This window comes from Porphyromonas levii (genome assembly GCF_018206105.1).
Taxonomy (GTDB): Bacteria; Bacteroidota; Bacteroidia; order Bacteroidales; family Porphyromonadaceae; genus Porphyromonas_A; species Porphyromonas_A levii.
In genome coordinates, this window is the sequence record NZ_JADRGN010000012.1 from 1 (window position 1) to 18,428 (window position 18,428).

The 18,428-nt window shown below is 50.7% G+C and carries 25 protein-coding genes; 9 read left to right on the forward strand and 16 right to left on the reverse strand.

All coding sequences use genetic code 11. The features are described 5' to 3' along the window. The first annotated feature begins 1,018 nt into the window (after positions 1 to 1,018). From IX315_RS03955 to IX315_RS03995, 9 genes are all read left to right on the forward strand, one after another. Positions 1,019 to 1,234, forward strand: coding sequence for a hypothetical protein (locus IX315_RS03955; RefSeq protein WP_002560959.1), 216 nt, complete (start codon positions 1,019 to 1,021; stop codon positions 1,232 to 1,234). 11 nt (positions 1,235 to 1,245) lie between these two features. After that, positions 1,246 to 1,467 (forward strand): hypothetical protein, encoded by a 222-nt coding sequence (locus IX315_RS03960; protein WP_002560960.1) that lies wholly within the window; start codon positions 1,246 to 1,248, stop codon positions 1,465 to 1,467. Between the two features lie 13 nt (positions 1,468 to 1,480). Then, positions 1,481 to 1,897: a PcfK-like family protein gene (locus IX315_RS03965; protein ID WP_002560961.1), complete on the forward strand. Its 417-nt coding sequence runs from the start codon at positions 1,481 to 1,483 to the stop codon at positions 1,895 to 1,897. Further along, on the forward strand, positions 1,894 to 3,225 hold the full coding sequence (locus IX315_RS03970) for a PcfJ domain-containing protein (protein ID WP_002560962.1): 1,332 nt from the start codon (positions 1,894 to 1,896) through the stop codon (positions 3,223 to 3,225). The genes IX315_RS03965 and IX315_RS03970 overlap by 4 nt, the downstream gene beginning before the upstream one ends. 24 nt (positions 3,226 to 3,249) lie before the next feature. After that, positions 3,250 to 3,507 carry a hypothetical protein gene (locus IX315_RS03975; RefSeq protein ID WP_002560963.1) on the forward strand — a complete coding sequence of 86 codons (258 nt, stop codon included), beginning with the start codon at positions 3,250 to 3,252 and terminating at the stop codon, positions 3,505 to 3,507. Positions 3,508 to 3,526: 19 nt separating this feature from the next. After that, entirely contained in the window at positions 3,527 to 3,757 is a 231-nt protein-coding gene (locus IX315_RS03980; RefSeq protein WP_002560964.1) for a DUF3873 domain-containing protein, read from the forward strand. After that, positions 3,754 to 3,999, forward strand: a complete 246-nt coding sequence (locus IX315_RS03985; protein ID WP_002560965.1) for a DUF6956 domain-containing protein — start codon at positions 3,754 to 3,756, stop codon at positions 3,997 to 3,999. Before IX315_RS03980 ends, IX315_RS03985 begins: the two co-directional genes overlap by 4 nt. 53 nt (positions 4,000 to 4,052) lie before the next feature. Continuing rightward, positions 4,053 to 4,361, forward strand: a complete 309-nt coding sequence (locus IX315_RS03990) for a hypothetical protein (protein WP_002560966.1) — start codon at positions 4,053 to 4,055, stop codon at positions 4,359 to 4,361. A gap of 122 nt (positions 4,362 to 4,483) precedes the next feature. Next, positions 4,484 to 4,705, forward strand: a complete 222-nt coding sequence (locus tag IX315_RS03995; protein WP_004356138.1) for a DUF7688 family protein — start codon at positions 4,484 to 4,486, stop codon at positions 4,703 to 4,705. Between the two features lie 64 nt (positions 4,706 to 4,769). On the opposite strand, the gene IX315_RS04000 is transcribed toward IX315_RS03995, so the two are convergent. The 16 genes from IX315_RS04000 to IX315_RS04075 form a co-directional block, all read right to left on the reverse strand. Continuing rightward, complete coding sequence (locus IX315_RS04000; protein ID WP_002560968.1) at positions 4,770 to 6,227, reverse strand: ATP-dependent nuclease; 1,458 nt, start codon at positions 6,225 to 6,227, stop codon at positions 4,770 to 4,772. 161 nt (positions 6,228 to 6,388) lie between these two features. After that, on the reverse strand, positions 6,389 to 6,916 hold the full coding sequence (locus IX315_RS04005) for a glycoside hydrolase family protein (RefSeq protein WP_002560969.1): 528 nt from the start codon (positions 6,914 to 6,916) through the stop codon (positions 6,389 to 6,391). Next, the gene (locus tag IX315_RS04010) at positions 6,913 to 7,416 is read right to left on the reverse strand and encodes a DUF3872 domain-containing protein (protein ID WP_002560970.1); all 504 of its coding nucleotides are present in this window, start codon (positions 7,414 to 7,416) and stop codon (positions 6,913 to 6,915) included. The genes IX315_RS04005 and IX315_RS04010 overlap by 4 nt, the downstream gene beginning before the upstream one ends. Next, entirely contained in the window at positions 7,413 to 8,315 is a 903-nt protein-coding gene (locus IX315_RS04015; RefSeq protein WP_002560971.1) for a toprim domain-containing protein, read from the reverse strand. The genes IX315_RS04010 and IX315_RS04015 overlap by 4 nt, the downstream gene beginning before the upstream one ends. Before the next feature lie 7 nt (positions 8,316 to 8,322). Beyond that, positions 8,323 to 8,898: a conjugal transfer protein TraO gene (locus IX315_RS04020; RefSeq protein ID WP_008764729.1), complete on the reverse strand. Its 576-nt coding sequence runs from the start codon at positions 8,896 to 8,898 to the stop codon at positions 8,323 to 8,325. A 2-nt stretch (positions 8,899 to 8,900) separates the two neighbouring features. Beyond that, complete coding sequence (gene traN / locus IX315_RS04025; RefSeq protein ID WP_002560973.1) at positions 8,901 to 9,887, reverse strand: conjugative transposon protein TraN; 987 nt, start codon at positions 9,885 to 9,887, stop codon at positions 8,901 to 8,903. Between the two features lie 47 nt (positions 9,888 to 9,934). Next, positions 9,935 to 11,281 (reverse strand): conjugative transposon protein TraM, encoded by a 1,347-nt coding sequence (gene traM / locus IX315_RS04030; protein ID WP_002560974.1) that lies wholly within the window; start codon positions 11,279 to 11,281, stop codon positions 9,935 to 9,937. Next, positions 11,262 to 11,549, reverse strand: a complete 288-nt coding sequence (locus IX315_RS04035) for a TraL conjugative transposon family protein (RefSeq protein WP_002560975.1) — start codon at positions 11,547 to 11,549, stop codon at positions 11,262 to 11,264. The genes traM and IX315_RS04035 overlap by 20 nt, the downstream gene beginning before the upstream one ends. Before the next feature lie 39 nt (positions 11,550 to 11,588). Continuing rightward, positions 11,589 to 12,212, reverse strand: a complete 624-nt coding sequence (traK, locus tag IX315_RS04040) for a conjugative transposon protein TraK (protein WP_002560976.1) — start codon at positions 12,210 to 12,212, stop codon at positions 11,589 to 11,591. 31 nt (positions 12,213 to 12,243) lie between these two features. Next, a complete protein-coding gene (traJ, locus tag IX315_RS04045; RefSeq protein ID WP_002560977.1) occupies positions 12,244 to 13,248 on the reverse strand; it encodes a conjugative transposon protein TraJ in 1,005 nt (334 codons plus the stop codon). 4 nt (positions 13,249 to 13,252) lie between these two features. Next, the gene (locus IX315_RS04050; RefSeq protein ID WP_002560978.1) at positions 13,253 to 13,882 is read right to left on the reverse strand and encodes a DUF4141 domain-containing protein; all 630 of its coding nucleotides are present in this window, start codon (positions 13,880 to 13,882) and stop codon (positions 13,253 to 13,255) included. Between the two features lie 23 nt (positions 13,883 to 13,905). After that, positions 13,906 to 14,286: a DUF3876 domain-containing protein gene (locus tag IX315_RS04055; protein ID WP_002560979.1), complete on the reverse strand. Its 381-nt coding sequence runs from the start codon at positions 14,284 to 14,286 to the stop codon at positions 13,906 to 13,908. Positions 14,287 to 14,320: 34 nt separating this feature from the next. Next, on the reverse strand, positions 14,321 to 16,825 hold the full coding sequence (locus IX315_RS04060; RefSeq protein ID WP_004356142.1) for a TraG family conjugative transposon ATPase: 2,505 nt from the start codon (positions 16,823 to 16,825) through the stop codon (positions 14,321 to 14,323). After that, a complete protein-coding gene (locus tag IX315_RS04065; RefSeq protein ID WP_008764731.1) occupies positions 16,822 to 17,154 on the reverse strand; it encodes a DUF4133 domain-containing protein in 333 nt (110 codons plus the stop codon). The genes IX315_RS04060 and IX315_RS04065 overlap by 4 nt, the downstream gene beginning before the upstream one ends. Before the next feature lie 10 nt (positions 17,155 to 17,164). Beyond that, complete coding sequence (locus IX315_RS04070; RefSeq protein ID WP_002560983.1) at positions 17,165 to 17,482, reverse strand: DUF4134 domain-containing protein; 318 nt, start codon at positions 17,480 to 17,482, stop codon at positions 17,165 to 17,167. Between the two features lie 201 nt (positions 17,483 to 17,683). After that, positions 17,684 to 18,412 (reverse strand): hypothetical protein, encoded by a 729-nt coding sequence (locus IX315_RS04075; RefSeq protein WP_008764732.1) that lies wholly within the window; start codon positions 18,410 to 18,412, stop codon positions 17,684 to 17,686. Positions 18,413 to 18,428 lie beyond the last annotated feature (16 nt).

Below are 18,428 nucleotides of genomic sequence, written 5' to 3' on the forward strand. Positions count from 1 at the left end.
TTTGCAACGTGAAGTTACGAAAAGAGTGTAATTTATTGAAAATGAGCGTAGGTTAATTGCTCTTGATAGTAATAGGTTACGATTTAGTTAGTTATCTACTGCATTATCCTTCTGCGCGTCGCGTAACCTTCAAAGAACTCTTTGTATGCAAAAGTAGCTATTTTATCCGAGATTTTGATATAAACTCCCGGATTTTTTATCACCTCATTCATTAGTTTTTCCGTAAAAGCGGTATTGTTCGTCGGAACACCATTGCCCAAAACGAGTTTAGAACAAACGTGTGCCGACTACCGCATAGCCAGAGAAAAGGGCATTGCCTCACGCCTAAACGATGTTTAGACTGATGAAGCAATGCCCCTTTCTTTTGCGTCTATGCCAAGAGGTGCTTTTACGGGCTACCAGATGATTTTTCTTTTTTAGCTGTTTTTTGTGCCGGAAGCGGAAAGTGAATGCAGAGAGTGTCAGCCTGCCCCATAAATGAAACAAGCGGCCACACACAGCGGGCAATCCGGGAAGAATGATTGTTGCCACCCGGCTGGACAAGTCCCGTCGGATCGGAAAACAATCATACTCCCTTTGTTGTGGTTTGCCCTTTTCACGCTTCCGGTGATGTCTTTTTCCTTTTGGTGATTCCTTTTTTACGGATTTTCCCCTGAAGTTTTTTCTACCCAATCTGCCTCTGGTTTCGTTTACCTCCATTTTGCGCCTTTCAGTGAGCCGCATCAGTCAGTCATTTTCGTTCAGGGCGCAAAGGTAATTCCGGGATTGGACGGGAAAGCAAGGTCAAGCCTCCTGTTTTCTGCGGAAATCTCCAGCCCTTCGGGTAGTATTTCCCCGAAAAACCTTGCATTCCCTAATCCCTACCTTTTCAAGCACCCGAAACGAAAACGACCGATGCGACAGAAAGACGCATAAAAAAAATGTCGGATAAACGAGAGGCAGATAAGATAGTTTGAAACTCAACTCCCTCAGCTCTTGAATCCGCATAAAAAACAAAAAAATCAAAAACAGCGAAGATATGACGGCAACGGCAAATTTCAGACAAGTGGCGCAATACATCGGGTTGGCGATATGCGGCTTGATGATGCGCACCGCCTTCGGGGTGTTCGGCATCCTTTGGGACATCATCAGAGAGATTATAAACGGAGTGTTCCGAGTGGCGATAGGTGTAATCGTGGCTATTCTTTCCACCATTGCCTACTTCGGCTTCATCCTTTGGTTATTCACCCTTTAACCCTTACCGACATGGCAAAGAGAAACAGCAAGACGGTAGCGCAGCAGTGCAGATATTACGAGGTGGACAACATCTTCGTGTATATGGTGGAAACGTACATCAACGGTAATTTTGAAACTTTCCGAAGATTGTACCACGAACTGAACAAGGACACACGGAGGGACTTCATGGACTTCCTTCTCAGCGAGGTAGAGCCGACCTATTGGAGAGAGAGACTTAAACAGACAATCTAAAAACGACAGCGATATGAAAGGAACAGACCATTTCAAAAGAACGATACAAATGTATCTGGAACAGCGGGCGGAGGAAGATACGCTCTTTGCGAAGAAGTACCGCAACCCTGCCAAAAACATAGACGAGTGCGTGACCCACATTCTGAACTATGTGCAGAAAAGCGGTTGCAGCGGCTTCACGGACGGAGAGATATTCGGGCAAGCCATCCACTACTATGAGGAAAACGAGATAGAGGTGGGCAAACCTATGAACTGCCAAGTGGTGGTGAACCATGTTGTGGAACTCACGGAAGAGGAAAAGGCGGAGGCACGTCAGAACGCAGCTCGCAGATACCAAGAGGAGGAACTCCGCAAGTTGCAAAACCGCAACAGACCGCCAGCGAGAAAAGTAACCCAATCCCAACCCTCATTATTTGATTTAGGCTTATGAAACCGAAGACCAAGATACAGAAAAAGGTGGCAAGACTTTCAGCCAACCTTCGCCCCATATCAGCGACACAAATAGATTGGGCATACCGCCACTGTATTGAACATATCGGCTACCGCACCAAGAAAGGGAACATTACCTGCTCCGACTGCGGTCACGAGTGGTACAGCAACAGCGTACTGTGCGACACCCTTGAAGGCTGTACCTGCCCCAAATGCTATGCCAAACTCAAAGTGCAGGACACACGCAAACGTATCTACAAGGAAACGCAGTATTTCAGCGTGATAACCACCTGCAAAGGCTATCAGGTAATCCGTGTGGCGCAGGTCAGATGCGAGAGCAGGAAAGGCGAGCCGATGCACTTCTATTGCCACGAGGTTGTGCAGCGTTGGATTTCACCCGACGGTAAGGTTACGGACATGGCGTTGCTCCGTGGCTTCACATTCTATTACTGCGATGTATGGGCATTGTGCAGCGCGATGGAGATAAGACCGCACAACAGCCTATACGATGATGTTGTGGCAAGAAGCTGTGCATATCCTAAGATGAGGGTATTACCCCAACTCAGACGCAACGGCTTCAAGGGCGATTTCCACGGCATTTCCCCCGTGCGTCTTTTCAAAGCCTTGCTTTCAGACCCAAGAATTGAAACCCTTATGAAAGGCGATGAGATTGAGGTCATGAAACACTTTCTTTTCAATGCCCGTACTGCCGATGAATGCTGGGCATCATATCTGATTGCCAAGCGTCACAAGTATCGGATAGACAACTTCTCCATGTGGTGCGACTATCTGCGTATGCTCAACAAACTCGGTCAAGACCTCCGCAACCCGAAGAACATCTGCCCCGAAGATTTCATGGCGGCACACGACAACGCAACTCGAAAGATTGAAGCCATACACGAGAAGGAACGGGCCGAACAACGCCGCCGCTGGGAGATTGAAAGGCGTGAGCGTGAACAACAGCGGCAACTGCAAAGGGAAAAAGATGCGGAGGATTTCATTGCCAACAAATCCAAATTCTTCGGATTGGTAATCACTGACGAGGAAATAATCGTCAAGGTACTTGAAAGCATAGACGAGTATTACAGCGAGGGCAAGGCACAGAACATCTGCGTGTTCGGCAGTGAATACTACAAGAAAGCCGACACCCTCATACTCTCGGCAAGGATTGGCGGTGAGATAATTGAAACCGTAGAGGTGGATTTGCGGACACTCAAGGTGGTGCAGTGCCACGGCAAGTACAACCAAGACACCGAATACCACGAGCGCATCATAGACCTTGTGAACAAGAACGCCAACCTTATCCGTGAGCGGATGAAAGCGGCATAGCATAAACCCTAAAACAACATTGATATGGAAGTAAGAATCGAAAGCATGATTTGTGTGTGGGACGATAAAATCCCCACCTTGTTCCTTGAATTTGTAAATCTCCTCACTCTCTCAACAAGTGAGGAGGGATTAAGAAAGAGCGTAAAGGAGTTTGCCGAGAAGCACGAACTTGACAAGTTTTTCCTTTACGGCTTCGGCTCTCACCATTTCTACCTGCACCAACGCTACACGAGCAACCCCGAAATAGTGATGAAGAACAGAGTTCTGTCAGTACATTTTTAATCATCTAAAAAGCAACATTATGGCAACACGAATGACCATCAACGGAGTAAGCACCTGTACGGAAGCAGGGACGGAGAAATATGAGCGTTTCCAATCGGGTATCGGCAGACGCAAGCGGACACTTGTGCAGTACGACTACCGCCATACGGACGGAGAACTGTTCACTTGTGTCAAACCCACATTGGACGAGTGCCGAACCGCAAGGAACAAGTGGCTGAACGCAAAGCAGGGAAAGGAGGGCAACCGATGAACACGACCTATCAAACGCTGATAGTCAAATTCAGCGAACCTATCGCGGCATTGGACGGTATCTTTGACGATGCCCAAGCGTGGGGAACGGACACCCTCAAAGGGTGGATAGATGATTACGAAAGCACACGTTTCACCGCCACCGACAGCCATACGGCAGTCATCACGAGCGAGTACAATATGGAGTGTGTGAAGGAGTGGCTGCAACGGCAGACACCCATTGCCGAGATGCGAGAATTTTGAACAAGTTGGCGGTGTCCGCACCGCCAGCACTTAAAACCCTAAAAACAACGAATATGATAGCACAGACGATATTACAGCAGATAGGTGGAAAACGCTTTACCGCCATGACAGGTAGCCGAGATTACATCAATATGGGCAACGGCTTACGGATGAGCCTTGCAAGGAACAAGACAAGTGCCAACCGCCTTGACATCATCTATGATGCGGGGGCAGATCTCTACAATATGCGCTTCTACCGCAGGACATTCAGCAAAAAGACATTCGAGTGCAGGACGAAGGACATTGCCGTACACGAGGGTATCTATTTTGATATGCTGGAGGAAATGTTCACGATGGTGACGGGACTTTACACACGCTTTTAAGAAGAGGAACGGGCGGTAAAATCGCCGCCCGCTACTTTTGTCAGTGAGCAGTGGGCGGCACAAAAGTAGCAAAAAGCCCAAGTTCCAATCTGTGATACAATTTACAAAAACAAGTTTTAATCATGGAAGCAATCAGACAGAACGGAAAAATCATCTTGCACAGCAACGACGGCATAAGCATAAAGATGATTTTCAGAAACCTTACGGGAAGGAATTTTCAAGGTCAGGAGTATGCGGACTATATTAGCCACATCGCAATTGGGAGCATGGGGTTTACGCCCGGTAGCATTGAGCATTGCAGGGACGGTGGCGTGATAGACACGGGAACAATCCCGAATGTATGAAAAGCGGAAAATCCAATGAAGTTGGCGGCTTCATCGGATTTTTCCGAAATAATCATTAAGTATTTTAATTTTGAAATGTTTTTTGTAAGAATGTTAGTAGTTTAGACATATCTTCCTTTCGATATATCATTTCACAAACTTTTTGAACAAATACATTTTCTTCTATTCCTTGTTCTTTTAAGTTTTTAATGAGGTAATTATAAAACGCCTTGTCGTCATTCTTTTTGATTAAACTATCCACCACTTCTTTTAGTGATTTAACTTTGAAAAAACGGTCACCTATTTCCTTGAAAAAATCAGCATCTTTATTTACAATAATTTTTTCATGTAGGTATTTTTCCAAACTATGTATTGGCAGAAAATTTATTGTTAAATTAGTATATAATCCCTTTTGCTTATATAGTTGTTCAAAATCCGGTTTTACATCACCATCAAGAACACTTAATACTTTTGTTCCAACCCCTGCTAAATTTGACTTACAAATATCATCTTGCATTTTTAACACATTCTCCCAACCACCACTTGGTAGAATATTAATCAATTTACTTTTATACAAGGCATTTTCATCAATTATATTCTCCAATATATATTTAGCCAACACATCCTCTACTAAAATAAGAAAATCGTATCCCGAATGTTGATAAATATCTCGTGTTGCATATGATGGATAACATGGATTTACAATAGCGATATTATCCAACTCCTTTTGTAAATGAAAAATATTTGAAGGCTTTATTTTCCTAAGTAATTCTATTGAATGACTTGAAAAATATATAGCAAGATTATACTCTGTAGCCAATTTTTGCAAAAAATCAACTAACCTCATGATTGCAGATGGATGCAATGCTAATTCAATTTCATCTATCAATATAAGCCGTACATCTTCAGACTTTGCAGGGCGAACAATGACAACATTCAACATATGCAATAAGCTAATCAACATATTTTCTCCTGCACTCATACAAAACTGATTAACTATTCCATTAGTTCCTTCAATGAAATATGGAATTCCTTTGAACGCTTTAAGTTGTGCTAATGTTCTATTTTTAATGCGTTTAAGATTTGTATAGAAATCATAATTTCCATGCAAAATATAACTTAAATTGCGCGAAACAAACGAATCTGCATCAGTTAAAATTGTATTATTAACTCTTTCAGCTTTTAGTAATGTATCATAATTTGCATCTATAAAACGCATTCCATGTATTATGCTACCTTCATAAAAACCTTTTAGAGATATTATATCAGTTGAACTACAACTCCATCCTCTACTGGCTTTTGTCCAAGAATTTTCTTTTCCATCATAGGATATTGTGATTTTACTATTAGATGAATAATCATGAGGTTGAAAAACATTGAATGCAGAGTTACGTACAACCTTAGAAATGACTGTCATGATAGTACTTTTGCCTGTTCCATTAGCTCCAGTTATAGCATAAAGTCCTGTTTCTATTGGTAGATTTAACTCAATATTATTGATGTTCTTTAATTGTTCTATTTTTATATTTAATTTATTATTCATAATTGTTCTGTCTTTGGACGCAAAATTAGGCATTTTATACTGAATGACAAAATGTTATCATAAAATAATACAACTAAAGTAATATTGAGGTGATACATAATTACCCCTGCTCTTGAATTATAAAACAGAGGTAATTATTTTTTTTACGAATTTTGCATCAATCACGGGATATACAGCAGCGCAAACTCCACCTTTCTCCGTGTGAGCAGCATGGCATGGCGTTTTCCCTTGTAACTGCAAAAAGCAATATATTCATGGTAGATGTTCCTGTCGCCAGCCTCCAACTTCTTTATCAAGGTGCTTTTGGGGATTGTCTTGCTACCCAAAAGCCGGTATGGACCCACGTTGTAGGCAAGCGTGGCGAGTAAAAGGCTGTCTTTCCCGAACTGCCGGAACATCGCGCAGAACTTCCGCAAGTCTTTCCGCAGAAGCACGTCCGCCTGCCGCTTCGTCATGGTTCGTGCCGAATATCTTTCGTCCGGCAGAATTTTGTGACCCCAACCCACGTATGGGTGGTGTTTTTCCGAGTGCCAGCCCTCAAAATATTTCGTGCAGCACACCGCCCTCTCGAAAAGTGGCAAACGGTAGATTGCCGCCTGCCCGTCCATTCCCTCTCGGCGGCTGATCCGTGCGGACACGGAACAGACCGCCATAAGCGAACAGAGCATTACCATGAATACACGCATCATTTCAGCAAGGGGCTGAAGTTGCCGATGGGAACGATGGTCAAACCGTCATCCTTTACATTCCGGTTGTTGAAGTCAAATTCCAGCTCGAAGGAGTTGCCGAAGTTGTCCTCCACCACCACAATAAAGTTGTGCGCCTCTTCGCCCTCCGCCGTGTAGTACAGGCGGAACTTTTCGTTCTCCAGCAGGTAGCGGTCGTTGGGCAGGAAGGTGATGCCGTTATCCATTTTCAACTTTCCTTCTCCCTCAAACTGAAAATAGCGGATGGTATAAAGCGTGTTAGCGAAGTCGCCCTCCTTTTTCAGTTCACAGCGGATTTCCACCGTCTGCCCCTTTGTCACCTTGTTCGGCACGGGCATGACCTCCACCGTGAAGGGATAGGACTGTTGGATGTCCATGTCGTCATCGCACGACACGAGGGTGAATGACACAGCGGCTATCAGGCATAACGCCACCACCTTAAAGATGTTTGTACTCTTGTTTCTGTTGTTCAGTATGTTCATTGTTCTTCGATTTTTAGATGATTGTTTTTCTGTTTTTTCGTTGTCCGTTGCAGGTACTCATTCAAGTCCTTGCAACCGTCATAGAGGGAGGAACGGTCGGCGACACGCGCCCCATACCGTTTGGCAAGAGCGTCAAGCGTCCGCCGTCCGGCTTCGTCACGGTCAAGGAAGCATCCGATGCGCCCGTAGCCGTCCAGCAATTCCGCCGCCTTCTCCACGTTGGCGACAGAGTTCAGAACAAGGCAGTCAGCGTTACCGGTTACGCCAAGCGTCACAGCGGAGAGAAAGTCCATGAAGCCCTCAAACACGAGGCACTCGTCAGCCGGGATTTCCTTCGTCCTTGCCAAAGACACATCTTTTGGCGGGATGCACCCCTTGAAAAATCGGCTTCGGACTTCATATCCACCTGCCATATTCAGGAAACCGACAGCAAAATACCGTTTTCCACGCACACTGTAGTTCAGACGGCAACAGTGACGGGATGTGATGGCGATGGGTATGCCACGTTCCGCCAGATAGTCCGTCAACGGTGAGCGAAGTAACGGAGCGACCTCCACATCCTCAAAGACGGGTTCGGTCGGCTTCGGGAGATAGGCGGGCTTTTCCCATCCGGCAACCGTCATATTGGCGGCTTCCGCTATGAACTTCGCTTGCTTCATGAAGTCATCGCTTTGCAGAAACTCCCCGGCAAGCGTGAAGATGTCGCCGCCCTTGCCCAAACCGAAGTCGTACCAGAGCTGTTTCGCCACGTTCACACGGAAAGAGGGTGTGCGCTCGCCCCTGTACGGGGCAAGATACCACAGCTCGTTACTGCTCCTTCTAACAGGCTCATGCCCCAGCCGTGCGAGAAAATCCGTAAGCGGCATCCTTCTGACAGCATCTATTTCCGTCCTTTCCATGCCCGTGTCAGTTGATGATGAACTTGATACCGACCCCGAACTGCGTGTGAAACTTCCGCGTGTCGCCACCCCAAAGGCAACGCTCCCGCAGATTGGCAAGCAGGGCTATACGGTCTGCCACGTAGCATTCCACATCGAGCGTCAGCGCGCCGCCGTAGATGAAGGCGTCCCGGTCGTGCAGCGTAGAACCGTCATGCAGCACCTTCGTTCCCCAGTTCACCGACTCATATCCGGCAAGAGCCGAAGCCCCGGCATAGACGAACACGATTTTTCGAGCGTCCGACAGTATCTTGAAGTAATAGCCGCCCTCCGCCGTGAACTGCGCCACGGGTATCTTGGTGTTCTTGTAAGGATTGTTTTTCAGGAGGTATTCGCCACCGAACACCCACTTGTTTCCCCTCTTCGTGTAGGTGGAAAGAGACGCCCCGAAACTGTAGCCGCCGTCCTTGCCACCGGGATTGAAACCGTCCGCCATGTCCGCCCTTACCTCGATGCCATGCATCTTCGGCAGACACCGCTGGGCGTGCGCCTGCCCCGTGAAAAGGGCAAGCGACGCGATGATTATTGCGATGTATTTTCTCATGGTCAGCGCACTTGAAGTTCGTTAATGGTGCTGGCTCGTACCAAATCCTCGTTCTCAATCACGAAGGACTGGTGACGGCCGCCGTTCTTCTCGTTCAGCTCCACCACGAGGCACTTGTCGTCGGGGATGGTGAACTTCGCCATCGTGAAGACCGTGCGCTCACTTTTTTTGCCCGGCACGAGAGTGGCGTAGTTCTGCGCACGGAGCGGCAGAATGATCTGCTCCTGCACGGCGGTACGTTTCGCCACCTTCTTGTCCACGATTTTCCAAGTGATGTAGTCCACATCGAAAGGCACGTTGCTCTGGTTCTTTATCTCCGTGTGGAAGTAGAGTAAGCCGTTGTGCGTGTAGATGCCTTTCAACAGGTATTGGATGCCGAAACGCTTGCAGCCGATATGCTTCACCTCGCGCTTGTTCTGTTTGTGGATGGACTTCATGATAAGGCGCACCAGCATCGGGCTTTCGCTGCCCAGCTCTTTCAGATAGATTTCCTGCGCATTGTTCGGGCGGTTCACCGTACTGCCGTCATGGATGAAATCGCACATCTCCACGTTGAGTAACAGCGGTTCGGCGGCGTACTTCACGTTGAAGGTGTAGAAACTGCCGTCCTCCGTGATGACGGACATATTCGTTTCGTTGGGAAAATTTCTCACGGTAGCCTTCACGCGGATGACGTTCTCCGCTCCGTCGGCTTTCCCGGCAATCAGGTCGGGCGAGCCTAAATCGACATAGCGCACCTCCGCCGGAAAAATGACGTGGACGGTCTTGTCATAGGTCACTTCCAGTCCGTGCGGCGGTATCATGCGGTCGAAGGTCAGCTTGCGCGACAGACCGTGATACAGGTCGCCGTCCGCCTCCTTCTGCGGATAGACCTCCTTCGTCAAGGTCGGCTGTTCACTTCCTTTGGTCGTTTCAACGGTTACATTCTCCTGCGCGTTGGCAGTTGCGATGCCCATAGCGAGGGCAAACATGATGATTACTTTTCTCATTACTTTTGGATTTTAGTGGTAAATGTTTTTTTGATTGATTGTTGTTTTCAGTCCTTTTCCTGATAGAGCATGACCCTGTACCCGGCTTTCAGATGCACCTTTACGGTTCGCATCTTCTTGGCGATGTACTGGCTCGTGCCTTGTATCAGCCCCTTGCCCAAATCGGAGGCGAGCTGCGCCCCGGCATTGGTGGAGATGTTGATGCTGCTCCCTAACGAGCCGCCCATGTTGGCGGCGACCTCCCTGACGGCGTTCATCTCCATCGAGTTCGGGATGAAGATACCGGGCTGTCCGTCCGTGTCATAGACCGCAAGCTCCACCGGGATAATCGTGCCATCGTATTCCAGCGAGGTGACCTCGATGTCGAGCCGCTCACCCTGTATCTTGCCCGTGCCGACCACCACTGCATTGCGTGGGATTGTTCTGCCCGCCACCGCCATAGGCTCCAGCAGGCGCAACCTTACCGTCTGTCCGTCCGTCACGCTCTGCGCACCATGCACACATGCCGGGATGGTATTCCGGTCCGATACCTCTGTAGTGCCGACAGCCGTGTTGAACCCCCGGTTGCGCTCCTGCGAGAAGGTGGCGACAAACTCCGCGTTGCTCATGGGCTGTGCAAGGGAGGAAACGACTTGGCGGGTCACTTGCCTTACGGGTGTCGCCGTGTTCTTCTTTCCCTTCTGCACGGTGGAAGGCTCTGCCGCCTGTTCCGGCTTTCCTCCGTTCTGACCGCCCATGTACTTTGCCGCCAGCTCATAGGACTTCTCCATAAGTGCCACCTGTTCGTCCATAGATGAAGTCCTGCCCTTCTCGCTTTCCAGTTCCGACTCCAGCGAGGCGATGCGCTCCAACAGCTCATCCATCTCGGCATTGTCGTTCTTCGGCTGTTCGTAGAAGTTGCCGAGGGTGGCGTTCAGGTCACGGTAGGCGGCTGCGGAGGATTGGATGGTCTGCGGCGTGGCGGGCTGTGCCTTTTCCTCTTTGCCGCCCGGATTGGCGAGGTCGAAGTCCGTCCCGTCCTCCGTTCCAGCTATCTCGCGGTCGAACATGTCGCCCAGCTGCCCGATGGCACGGTTGCGGCTCTCCAGACGCTCTTCCATCTCCCCATGCTCGTAGGCTTTCAACTTGTCGCCGATAATCTGCCGGTTCGCCTTGTCCGCGTCGGGCATCTCGGTGTTGTATCCGTCTGTTCCCGGCTGTTGCTCCTTGCCGGAGGACGGGGCGAATATCAGCCACATCGCCCCGATGAACACCAGCACCATAGCGGGCAGGACTATCATCTTCTGCCGTTTCAGCCGCTGCGCCTCGGTCAGCGGTTCGCGCCCCTTTTTCGGCTTTCCCGTGTCGGGAGCGGCTTTGTTCTCTTTCGTCGGTTCATTCTTCGTCTGTTCCATATAAATAAGGTGTTAAGTGATTGTCAGTTTCCACCGGGGTCGGCAGTTCCACCCGTCCGGCGTGTCCCGTTTCCATGCGTAAGCCGTCGTTCCTGCCGATGTCATAGACGGCTCTGCCGAAGGTGTAGAGGGCAAGCACCGCGAAGGCGGCGAGCATCCCCAGTACGATGCGGCGGCGTGTTTCCGGCGGCAAACCGTCCAGATACCCTTTGAGCCTTGCCACCAGCCGTTTCCGTTTGTCGTGGAGCTTCCAGTACACGCCCCACATTGTTTTTCTGATACTTTTTACTTTCCGTTTCATAATCCGTTACCGTTTGATAGTCTGTAAATCCTTATTCTCGATGATGGTGAAACCCTCGATGGTGAAGCCGTTGGGATTGTCGTCCGACCGTGATGCGTTCAGCAGGCGGCAGGTGGTCACGAGGCTGCGCTCGGTGACGTTGCTTTGCCGGATGATTTTCTGCGTGGCGTAGGTCACGGCTCGGTAGGGATAGGCGTTGAAGTCACACACCACGCTGTCCACCTTCAACACTTGGTTGATGTTTCCGGCGATGATGCGGTTGTAGTACCCCTTCTCGGCGAAGTCCGAATAATAGTGGTACACGCTCTTGTCTGCCAGCAGCAAGGCACGTTTTACGTTGTGTTCAATCGCGCTTTTTTCAGGTGACAGCGTGAAGAAAAGCTCGTGGAAGCGGCGCACATGCTCCCGTGCCTCCGCTGGACGGTTCTGCGACAGATCCTGCGACAGCGCAAGCATCAGCGACTTGCCGTTGTCCAACACATAGATTTTCTCCCGTTGCTTCTCCGCGAAACGGTAGGAGTTCCACACGCTCCACACCGTCACCACGGTGCACAGCGAGAGGAAGACGATACCGAACAGGCGTATCTGCCTGAACGATGATTCGATGTTTTTAAGTGACTTAAATTCCATTGTTGTTTATTCGTTTTTAATTGTCAGTTGATTATTTCAGCAGTTTCCCGGCACGTCCGACCACGTTTCCTGCGGCTGCACCCGCCACGCTGCCCGCCATGCTTCCGGCTCGTCCCGCCATCTGGTTCACGTTGCGACCGTAACCGCCCATGCCTCCGGCTTGGATAATCCAGCCGGCAACGGTGGGAATGGTGAAGTATCCGATGATGCCGATGCAGAGGAACACGATATACACCCCGTCGCTCGAATCCAGCGAGAAGTTCGGGTCTGCCTGCATCCGCTCGATGTCGCTTTGCAGCATCAGCACCTGTATCTTCGCCAGTATGGTGCTGAACATGTCCGACACCGGAAGCCACAGATAGACCTGTATGTAGCGGCATATCCACTGCGTGAGCGTGCTTTGGAAACCGTCCCATACCGACAGGGCGAAGGCTATCGGACCGAGTATCGCCAGCACCACGAGAAAGAAGGTGCGGACGGTGTCTATCACGAGGGCGGCGGCTTGGAACAGCAGTTCCAGTATCTCGCGGAAGAAGTCGCGGATACTCTTCTTCATGTTGTACATTCCCCGGTCGATATACATTCCCGCCATCGTCACCATGTCGGAGGGCGACCAGCCGAGTTCCTCCAGTTGCTTGTCAAATTCCTCGTTGGACACGAGGTAGGCGGTTTCGGGGTTGCGTACCATCGCCTCGTATTCCAGCTTGTCCTTCTGCTCCCGGTATCGGTTCATGTCCAGCGTTTCCGCCTCCAGCATCTTTGCCGTGCCCTGTACGACGGGTGAGAGGATGCTGTTTATCGTGCCCAGCACCACAGTCGGGAAGAACATGATGCACAGACCGATGGCAAAAGGACGGAGCATCGGGAATACGTCTATCGGTTCGGCTCTCGCCAGCGACTGCCATACCCGGTAGGCGACGTAGAACAGCGCACCCAGCCCGGCGATGCCTTTCGCCACACCCGCCATGTCCCCACATAGCGGCATCATCTGCTCATAAAGTGAGCGTAAAATCTGATGAAGGTTATCGAACTCCATAGGCTTACCAGTATCTTTCGTTCATGTTCCCGTACAGCCCCATGATGCGGTCGAGGTCGTTCTTTTTCTTCGCACGCAGATAACTCACGGAGATGTTCTTGTTGGTGTAATAGCTCACAAGGTTGCGGTAACGCTTCATTTTGGAGTAGCAGCGTTCCACCACGTCCATGCGCTCCTTGTCGGTCATGGAGAGCGTGGTGATGTTCACCACATTCTTCAGTTCCGTCAATACTTCGTTGCTCTCTTCCAGCAGTTTCGTGTAACCGAAAGCGATTGCCGACAGCTCTTCTGGTCTGAAATTTCCATCACGGAGCATCCTTTGGAAACTGTTTACATAAATGTCGGTGATGTCGCCTACCATCAGGATGGTCTGCTGCACCTTGCGGGCGTCCTTGACGAGATTGTTCACCGATTTGAGGGCATCGTAATACTTTTTGCCCTGCTGATAGATTTTCACCGTTTCCTGAAAGTTGCTCACCATGTTCGTGGCAGTCTTGGAGGTATGGATGATGTTTTTGGAGGCATTGATGATACCCTGCGCCAGATTGCCCGGATCGCTTACGACCCACTGTGCGCTTGCCCTGCCTGCGAAAAGCAGGCACAGGCAGATAATCATTGTTATTCTTGTTCTCATGTTACTTTGGATTTTAGTGGTTGTTATTCTTCTGTCGGGTGTCCCGGCTGCGGTTTCACCCGCACATAGTCGCCGCCCGGCGAGAAGGTCAGCACGTCCGTTGCCTCGTTGTAGGACACGTCGATGCGGAAGCCGGTGTTCATGAACAGGTTGTCGTTTTCCTCCTGCAAGAGATAGGTTTCCGGTTTCAGCTTGCGGCGCAGACCGCTCCGGCGGAACACCGTCACCTTGTAGGCTTCGCCCTCCTTGTAGATAAGCACATCGGGCTTCCCCTCCACGCTCTCCCAGTTCCCGCACAGCATATCACGGCGGTTATCGACCACATCGCAGGATTGCAGCATCATGACCGCCAATCCGATCAGGCACTTGCTGACTTGCAGCATTTTAACTTTTGATAAATTCATACGCATTTCTTGTTTTTAGCTGATGATTAAATGATTAACTTTTGGTTCTCCGCTTCTCGGCAAGTTGCCGGATGGCGGCTTCGATGTCGCCGCCCAACTTCTCCGCCAGACGGTAAACCTCCACTTTCTCCGTTTCCTCGGTGGTGTACGCCAGATATTCTTCTGCACTGACCTCGGTGGCATAGACCGCCGATTGTGTGCCACCCAAGCCTATCCACACCTCCTTGTAGAGCCGTGAAGGGTTGTTCGCCATGTTGATGGAGAGTATCTGCCCTTTCTCCTTTTCCGTCAGTCCGAGCAACGCCTGTATCTGGTCGAACTTGTTCATGTACTTGCGCTGGTCGAGAAGTATCTTGCAGTCGGAGTTGTTGATGATGCTCTCCTTGACCACGGGAGAGGAAATGATGTCGTCCACCTCCTGCGTCACCACGATTGCCTCGCCGTAATATTTTCTGACCGTCTTGTACATATAGCGCAGATATTCAGCCATGTTCGCTGAAGAGAGAGCCTTCCAAGCCTCTTCCACAATAAGCTGTTTCCGTACCCCTTTTAGTCGCCGCATCTTGTTGATGAAGGCTTCCATGATGATGATGGTCACGACGGGGAACAGTTCGCGGTTTTCCTTAATCGAATCTATCTCGAAGACAATGAACCGCTTGCCGAGCAGGTCGATGTTCTCCGTGGAGTTGAGCAGGAAGTCGTAGCGTCCGCCCCGGTAATACTGCCGCATGGTGGTGAGCATGTTGTCGATGTTGAAGTCGGACTTCTCCACCTTGATGTCACGCTGTGCCAGTTCCTTGCGGTAGTCGTCACGCATATACTCGTAGAAGGTGTTGAACGACGGCACGATGCTACGGTCGGATTGGATGCGCTCAATATAGGCACTCACGGCACTGCCCAGCTCGCCGCTCTCCGTCTTTGTCACCTTGTCGTCCTCCGACTTCCAGAGCGTCAGCAGCAGGGTCTTGATGCTGTCCTTCTTCTCCACGTCGAAGATGTAATCGTCGGTGTAGAACGGGTTGAACGATATGGGCTTCTCTTCCGTGTAGGTGAAATACACGCCGTCCGCTCCGCCTGTCTTGCGTCGGATCATGCCGCACAAGCCCTGATAGGAGTTTCCCGTGTCCACCAATACCACATGTGCGCCTTGCTCATAATATTGGCGCACGAGGTGGTTCATGAAGAAAGACTTGCCGCTGCCCGAAGGACCCAGCACGAACTTGTTGCGGTTGGTCGTGATACCCCGCTTCATGGGCAGGTCGGAGATGTCAAGGTGCAGCGGTTTTCCCGTGAGCCTGTCCACCATCTTGATGCCGAAGGGCGAGAGCGAGTTGCGGTAGTTGGTTTCCTCTGTGAACAGGCACACCGCCTGTTCGATGAAGGTGTGGAAACTCTCTTCCGCCGGGAAGTCCGCCGCATTGCCGGGTATCGCCGCCCAGTAGAGTGTCGGGCAGTCGATGGTGTTGTGGCGCGGCACGCATTCCATGCTTGCCAACTGGCTGCCCACGTCGTTCTTGATATGCTTCAGTTCCTCCGCATCGTCGCTCCACGCCATGACGTTGAAGTGTGCCCGTACCGAGGTCAGTCCGTAGGAATGGGCTTCGTTCAGGTATTGGTCTATCCACTCGCGGTTGATGCTGTTGCTCCTTGAATAGCGAGATAGCGACTGCATGTTACGGGCGGACTTCTCGAACTTATGCAAGGTTTCCTCACTGTTGTCTATCAGCACATACTGGTTGTAGATATGGTTGCAGGAGAGCAGAAGCCCCACCGGGGAGGCGAATGACAGTCGGCAGTCACTCCGGTCGGTGGAGAGCTTCTCGTAACGGGTGTCGGTAGCCACCTTGCCCGGCAGGTCTTCCGCGTCGGAGAGGGTGTGCAGACACAGGCGGTTGTCGCCGATGCGCATCTCCCTTGCCGAAAGCTCGATGTCCTGCAAGGTGGTGTCACCTTCCGACATGAGCGAGAAGTAGCGTTCAATAAGTCCCGTATTTCCCTCAGTACCCACAATCTCATCGGTGGAGAGGCGGCGCAGCCTGACAAGCCCGCTGTCGTTCATGATGCGCTCGAACTGTTCGCAGGCTTCCAAGAACTTGGTCGTGGTTTCCCTGTCCAGCTCCTTCGGGATGATATGTCCCCGGCACAGCGTGCTGAAATTGCTCTGCATCCGGTTACGCTCCTTTGTTGTCTTGGTCAGGTAGAGGTAGCAGGTGTGTTTCAGGTACGGACGCTCGTTGAAGTGACGCTCGAAAGAGCGGCTTAAAAAGCTCATGTCGTCCTTCTGAAGCTCCGGTTTGTAGCGTTCCTTGATGAACCAGTCCTGTTTGTGGACGACGGAGTAGTCCGGCAGCACCTTGATAGCCTTGCACCAGCAACTGTGTATCGCCTCGTACTCCGCACCCGTCACGGTGTAAAGTTCCGGCAGTTCCACCTCGAAAGCCACCGTGATGTCGGCGTCCTTTGAGATGATGCAGCCATGCTCCACCGCTAAAAGTGGGAACCTGTTTTCCAGTGTTGTCATTTTCGATGTATTCCTCATTGTCTTTCTTCCTTTCGTTGTCGTTTGAACAGACGGGGTATCCGCCGCCGGTTGATAAGGTATCGGGGATGGCTCCGTGCCGCTCCTAATTTCATCAGCCCGTGTTCGCCGTACCGGGCGTTCAGCGCGAAGGTCTGCCATACAAGGAGGGAGGACGATGCCGCGCCGAAGCCGATACATATCCACTGGTCGATACCGACCATGTAGAGGATGACGAACAGGACGAAGAGAGCCAGCAGACCTCCGCAGAAGATGAAGAGGTACTGTGCCTTCAAGCCCTTGAACTCTACCGGACGGCCGATACCCTTGTTGATTGGGTATTCAGCCATACATTATTTATTAAAGGAAGAATGAGCGCAGGATGGTGGCGGCAACAATCAGGAAGATGCACGCGCCGAACCACGAGGCGGCTGTCTTGCTGGTGTCGGGGTCGCCCGATGAAAACTTGCCGTACACTTTTACGCCCCCGATAAGCCCGACGACTGCACCGATGGCGTATATCAGTTTAGTTCCGGGGTCGAAATAAGAACTCACCATAGAGGTGGCTTCGTTGATGCCCGCGATGCCGTTTCCCTGCGCGAAAGCGGAGGCGGTTGCGGCGATGACAAGTGCCGCGGAGAGGATTGCTTTTCTGTTTTTCAAGATGTTCTTGTTCATAAACTGTTCTTGTTTTTTGCCGTCAAAAGGGTGGATGGTCCTTTGTCGGGCGGTTGATACTTTGTTTCTTTACTTTGGTTTTAGTGGATGCCCGTTTGTTTCCACGGACGTGGGCGTGTCCGTTGCGGATAGGGATGCGCCTTGCGTTTCCTCGCCGCGTGGGTTGATGTCATTCTTTCATGTTCATTTCTTTTATTGTTGTCATACATAGTTGCGAATGTCGAACTCCTCGATGTTGTCCGGCACGACGAACTCCTTTTCAGGTTTCTTCAGCCGAATCTCGATAAGCCCCTTGATGCGGATGCCTATCTCCGAAGAGCCTTCCATCATTTTCTCGTACAACTCCGTGCCCTCCATGTCGGTGAACACCTTCGCCGCCTTTTCACGTTCCGCCTGTGTCGCGTCCGGGTTCTTGGCGGTCTTGCAGGCGTCGTCAATCTCGTCAAAGCTGCTGCCCGAAGCCCGTGGCGTGTCCGAGGCGTCCTCTTCCGGTTCGTCGTCCCCGTATCCCAGTTCCTCCGGCGGTATGCTCGTGAAGGTCTCATCGAGTTTTTCCTCCGGAACTTGTGCCGGGCGGGATGCGTTTCCCGTTTTTCCGTCGTCAAAAGTAGCCTCTTCCTCCGACAGCTCAATGCCTTTTTCCATAGTGGCGGCTTCTTGCGTCGGTATGGCAGCGGTTGTCCGGGTGGATGCCATCCTGAAACGGCTCTTGCCGATGATGTCCGCCTTTTCCGCAGGGACTTCCTCGTGTGCCGCTATGCGTTTAGCCTCATTCCCGTCCAGTGACCGCCATAATCCGACAATGCCCTTGAAGAAGCGGACAATCCGCGTGTCCATGATGCGCTCGTAAAGGAGCAGGAACAGGAACCAGAGGTTGCAGCCGACCGATACCGCCAGCAGAATGTCTGTCATGCTGATTGTGTAATTCATATCCTTCCGTTTTTGG

Bases quoted from the DNA above. Each gene is read 5' to 3' on its own strand.
- IX315_RS03955 (WP_002560959.1), top strand. From the start codon at position 1,019: ATGACGGCAACGGCAAATTTCAGACAAGTGGCGCAATACATCGGGTTG.
- IX315_RS03960 (WP_002560960.1), top strand. From the start codon at position 1,246: ATGGCAAAGAGAAACAGCAAGACGGTAGCGCAGCAGTGCAGATATTAC.
- IX315_RS03965 (WP_002560961.1), top strand. From the start codon at position 1,481: ATGAAAGGAACAGACCATTTCAAAAGAACGATACAAATGTATCTGGAA.
- IX315_RS03970 (WP_002560962.1), top strand. From the start codon at position 1,894: ATGAAACCGAAGACCAAGATACAGAAAAAGGTGGCAAGACTTTCAGCC.
- IX315_RS03975 (WP_002560963.1), top strand. From the start codon at position 3,250: ATGGAAGTAAGAATCGAAAGCATGATTTGTGTGTGGGACGATAAAATC.
- IX315_RS03980 (WP_002560964.1), top strand. From the start codon at position 3,527: ATGGCAACACGAATGACCATCAACGGAGTAAGCACCTGTACGGAAGCA.
- IX315_RS03985 (WP_002560965.1), top strand. From the start codon at position 3,754: ATGAACACGACCTATCAAACGCTGATAGTCAAATTCAGCGAACCTATC.
- IX315_RS03990 (WP_002560966.1), top strand. From the start codon at position 4,053: ATGATAGCACAGACGATATTACAGCAGATAGGTGGAAAACGCTTTACC.
- IX315_RS03995 (WP_004356138.1), top strand. From the start codon at position 4,484: ATGGAAGCAATCAGACAGAACGGAAAAATCATCTTGCACAGCAACGAC.
- IX315_RS04000 (WP_002560968.1), bottom strand. From the start codon at position 6,227: ATGAATAATAAATTAAATATAAAAATAGAACAATTAAAGAACATCAAT.
- IX315_RS04005 (WP_002560969.1), bottom strand. From the start codon at position 6,916: ATGATGCGTGTATTCATGGTAATGCTCTGTTCGCTTATGGCGGTCTGT.
- IX315_RS04010 (WP_002560970.1), bottom strand. From the start codon at position 7,416: ATGAACATACTGAACAACAGAAACAAGAGTACAAACATCTTTAAGGTG.
- IX315_RS04015 (WP_002560971.1), bottom strand. From the start codon at position 8,315: ATGGAAAGGACGGAAATAGATGCTGTCAGAAGGATGCCGCTTACGGAT.
- IX315_RS04020 (WP_008764729.1), bottom strand. From the start codon at position 8,898: ATGAGAAAATACATCGCAATAATCATCGCGTCGCTTGCCCTTTTCACG.
- traN (WP_002560973.1), bottom strand. From the start codon at position 9,887: ATGAGAAAAGTAATCATCATGTTTGCCCTCGCTATGGGCATCGCAACT.
- traM (WP_002560974.1), bottom strand. From the start codon at position 11,281: ATGGAACAGACGAAGAATGAACCGACGAAAGAGAACAAAGCCGCTCCC.
- IX315_RS04035 (WP_002560975.1), bottom strand. From the start codon at position 11,549: ATGTGGGGCGTGTACTGGAAGCTCCACGACAAACGGAAACGGCTGGTG.
- traK (WP_002560976.1), bottom strand. From the start codon at position 12,212: ATGGAATTTAAGTCACTTAAAAACATCGAATCATCGTTCAGGCAGATA.
- traJ (WP_002560977.1), bottom strand. From the start codon at position 13,248: ATGGAGTTCGATAACCTTCATCAGATTTTACGCTCACTTTATGAGCAG.
- IX315_RS04050 (WP_002560978.1), bottom strand. From the start codon at position 13,882: ATGAGAACAAGAATAACAATGATTATCTGCCTGTGCCTGCTTTTCGCA.
- IX315_RS04055 (WP_002560979.1), bottom strand. From the start codon at position 14,286: ATGAATTTATCAAAAGTTAAAATGCTGCAAGTCAGCAAGTGCCTGATC.
- IX315_RS04060 (WP_004356142.1), bottom strand. From the start codon at position 16,825: ATGAGGAATACATCGAAAATGACAACACTGGAAAACAGGTTCCCACTT.
- IX315_RS04065 (WP_008764731.1), bottom strand. From the start codon at position 17,154: ATGGCTGAATACCCAATCAACAAGGGTATCGGCCGTCCGGTAGAGTTC.
- IX315_RS04070 (WP_002560983.1), bottom strand. From the start codon at position 17,482: ATGAACAAGAACATCTTGAAAAACAGAAAAGCAATCCTCTCCGCGGCA.
- IX315_RS04075 (WP_008764732.1), bottom strand. From the start codon at position 18,412: ATGAATTACACAATCAGCATGACAGACATTCTGCTGGCGGTATCGGTC.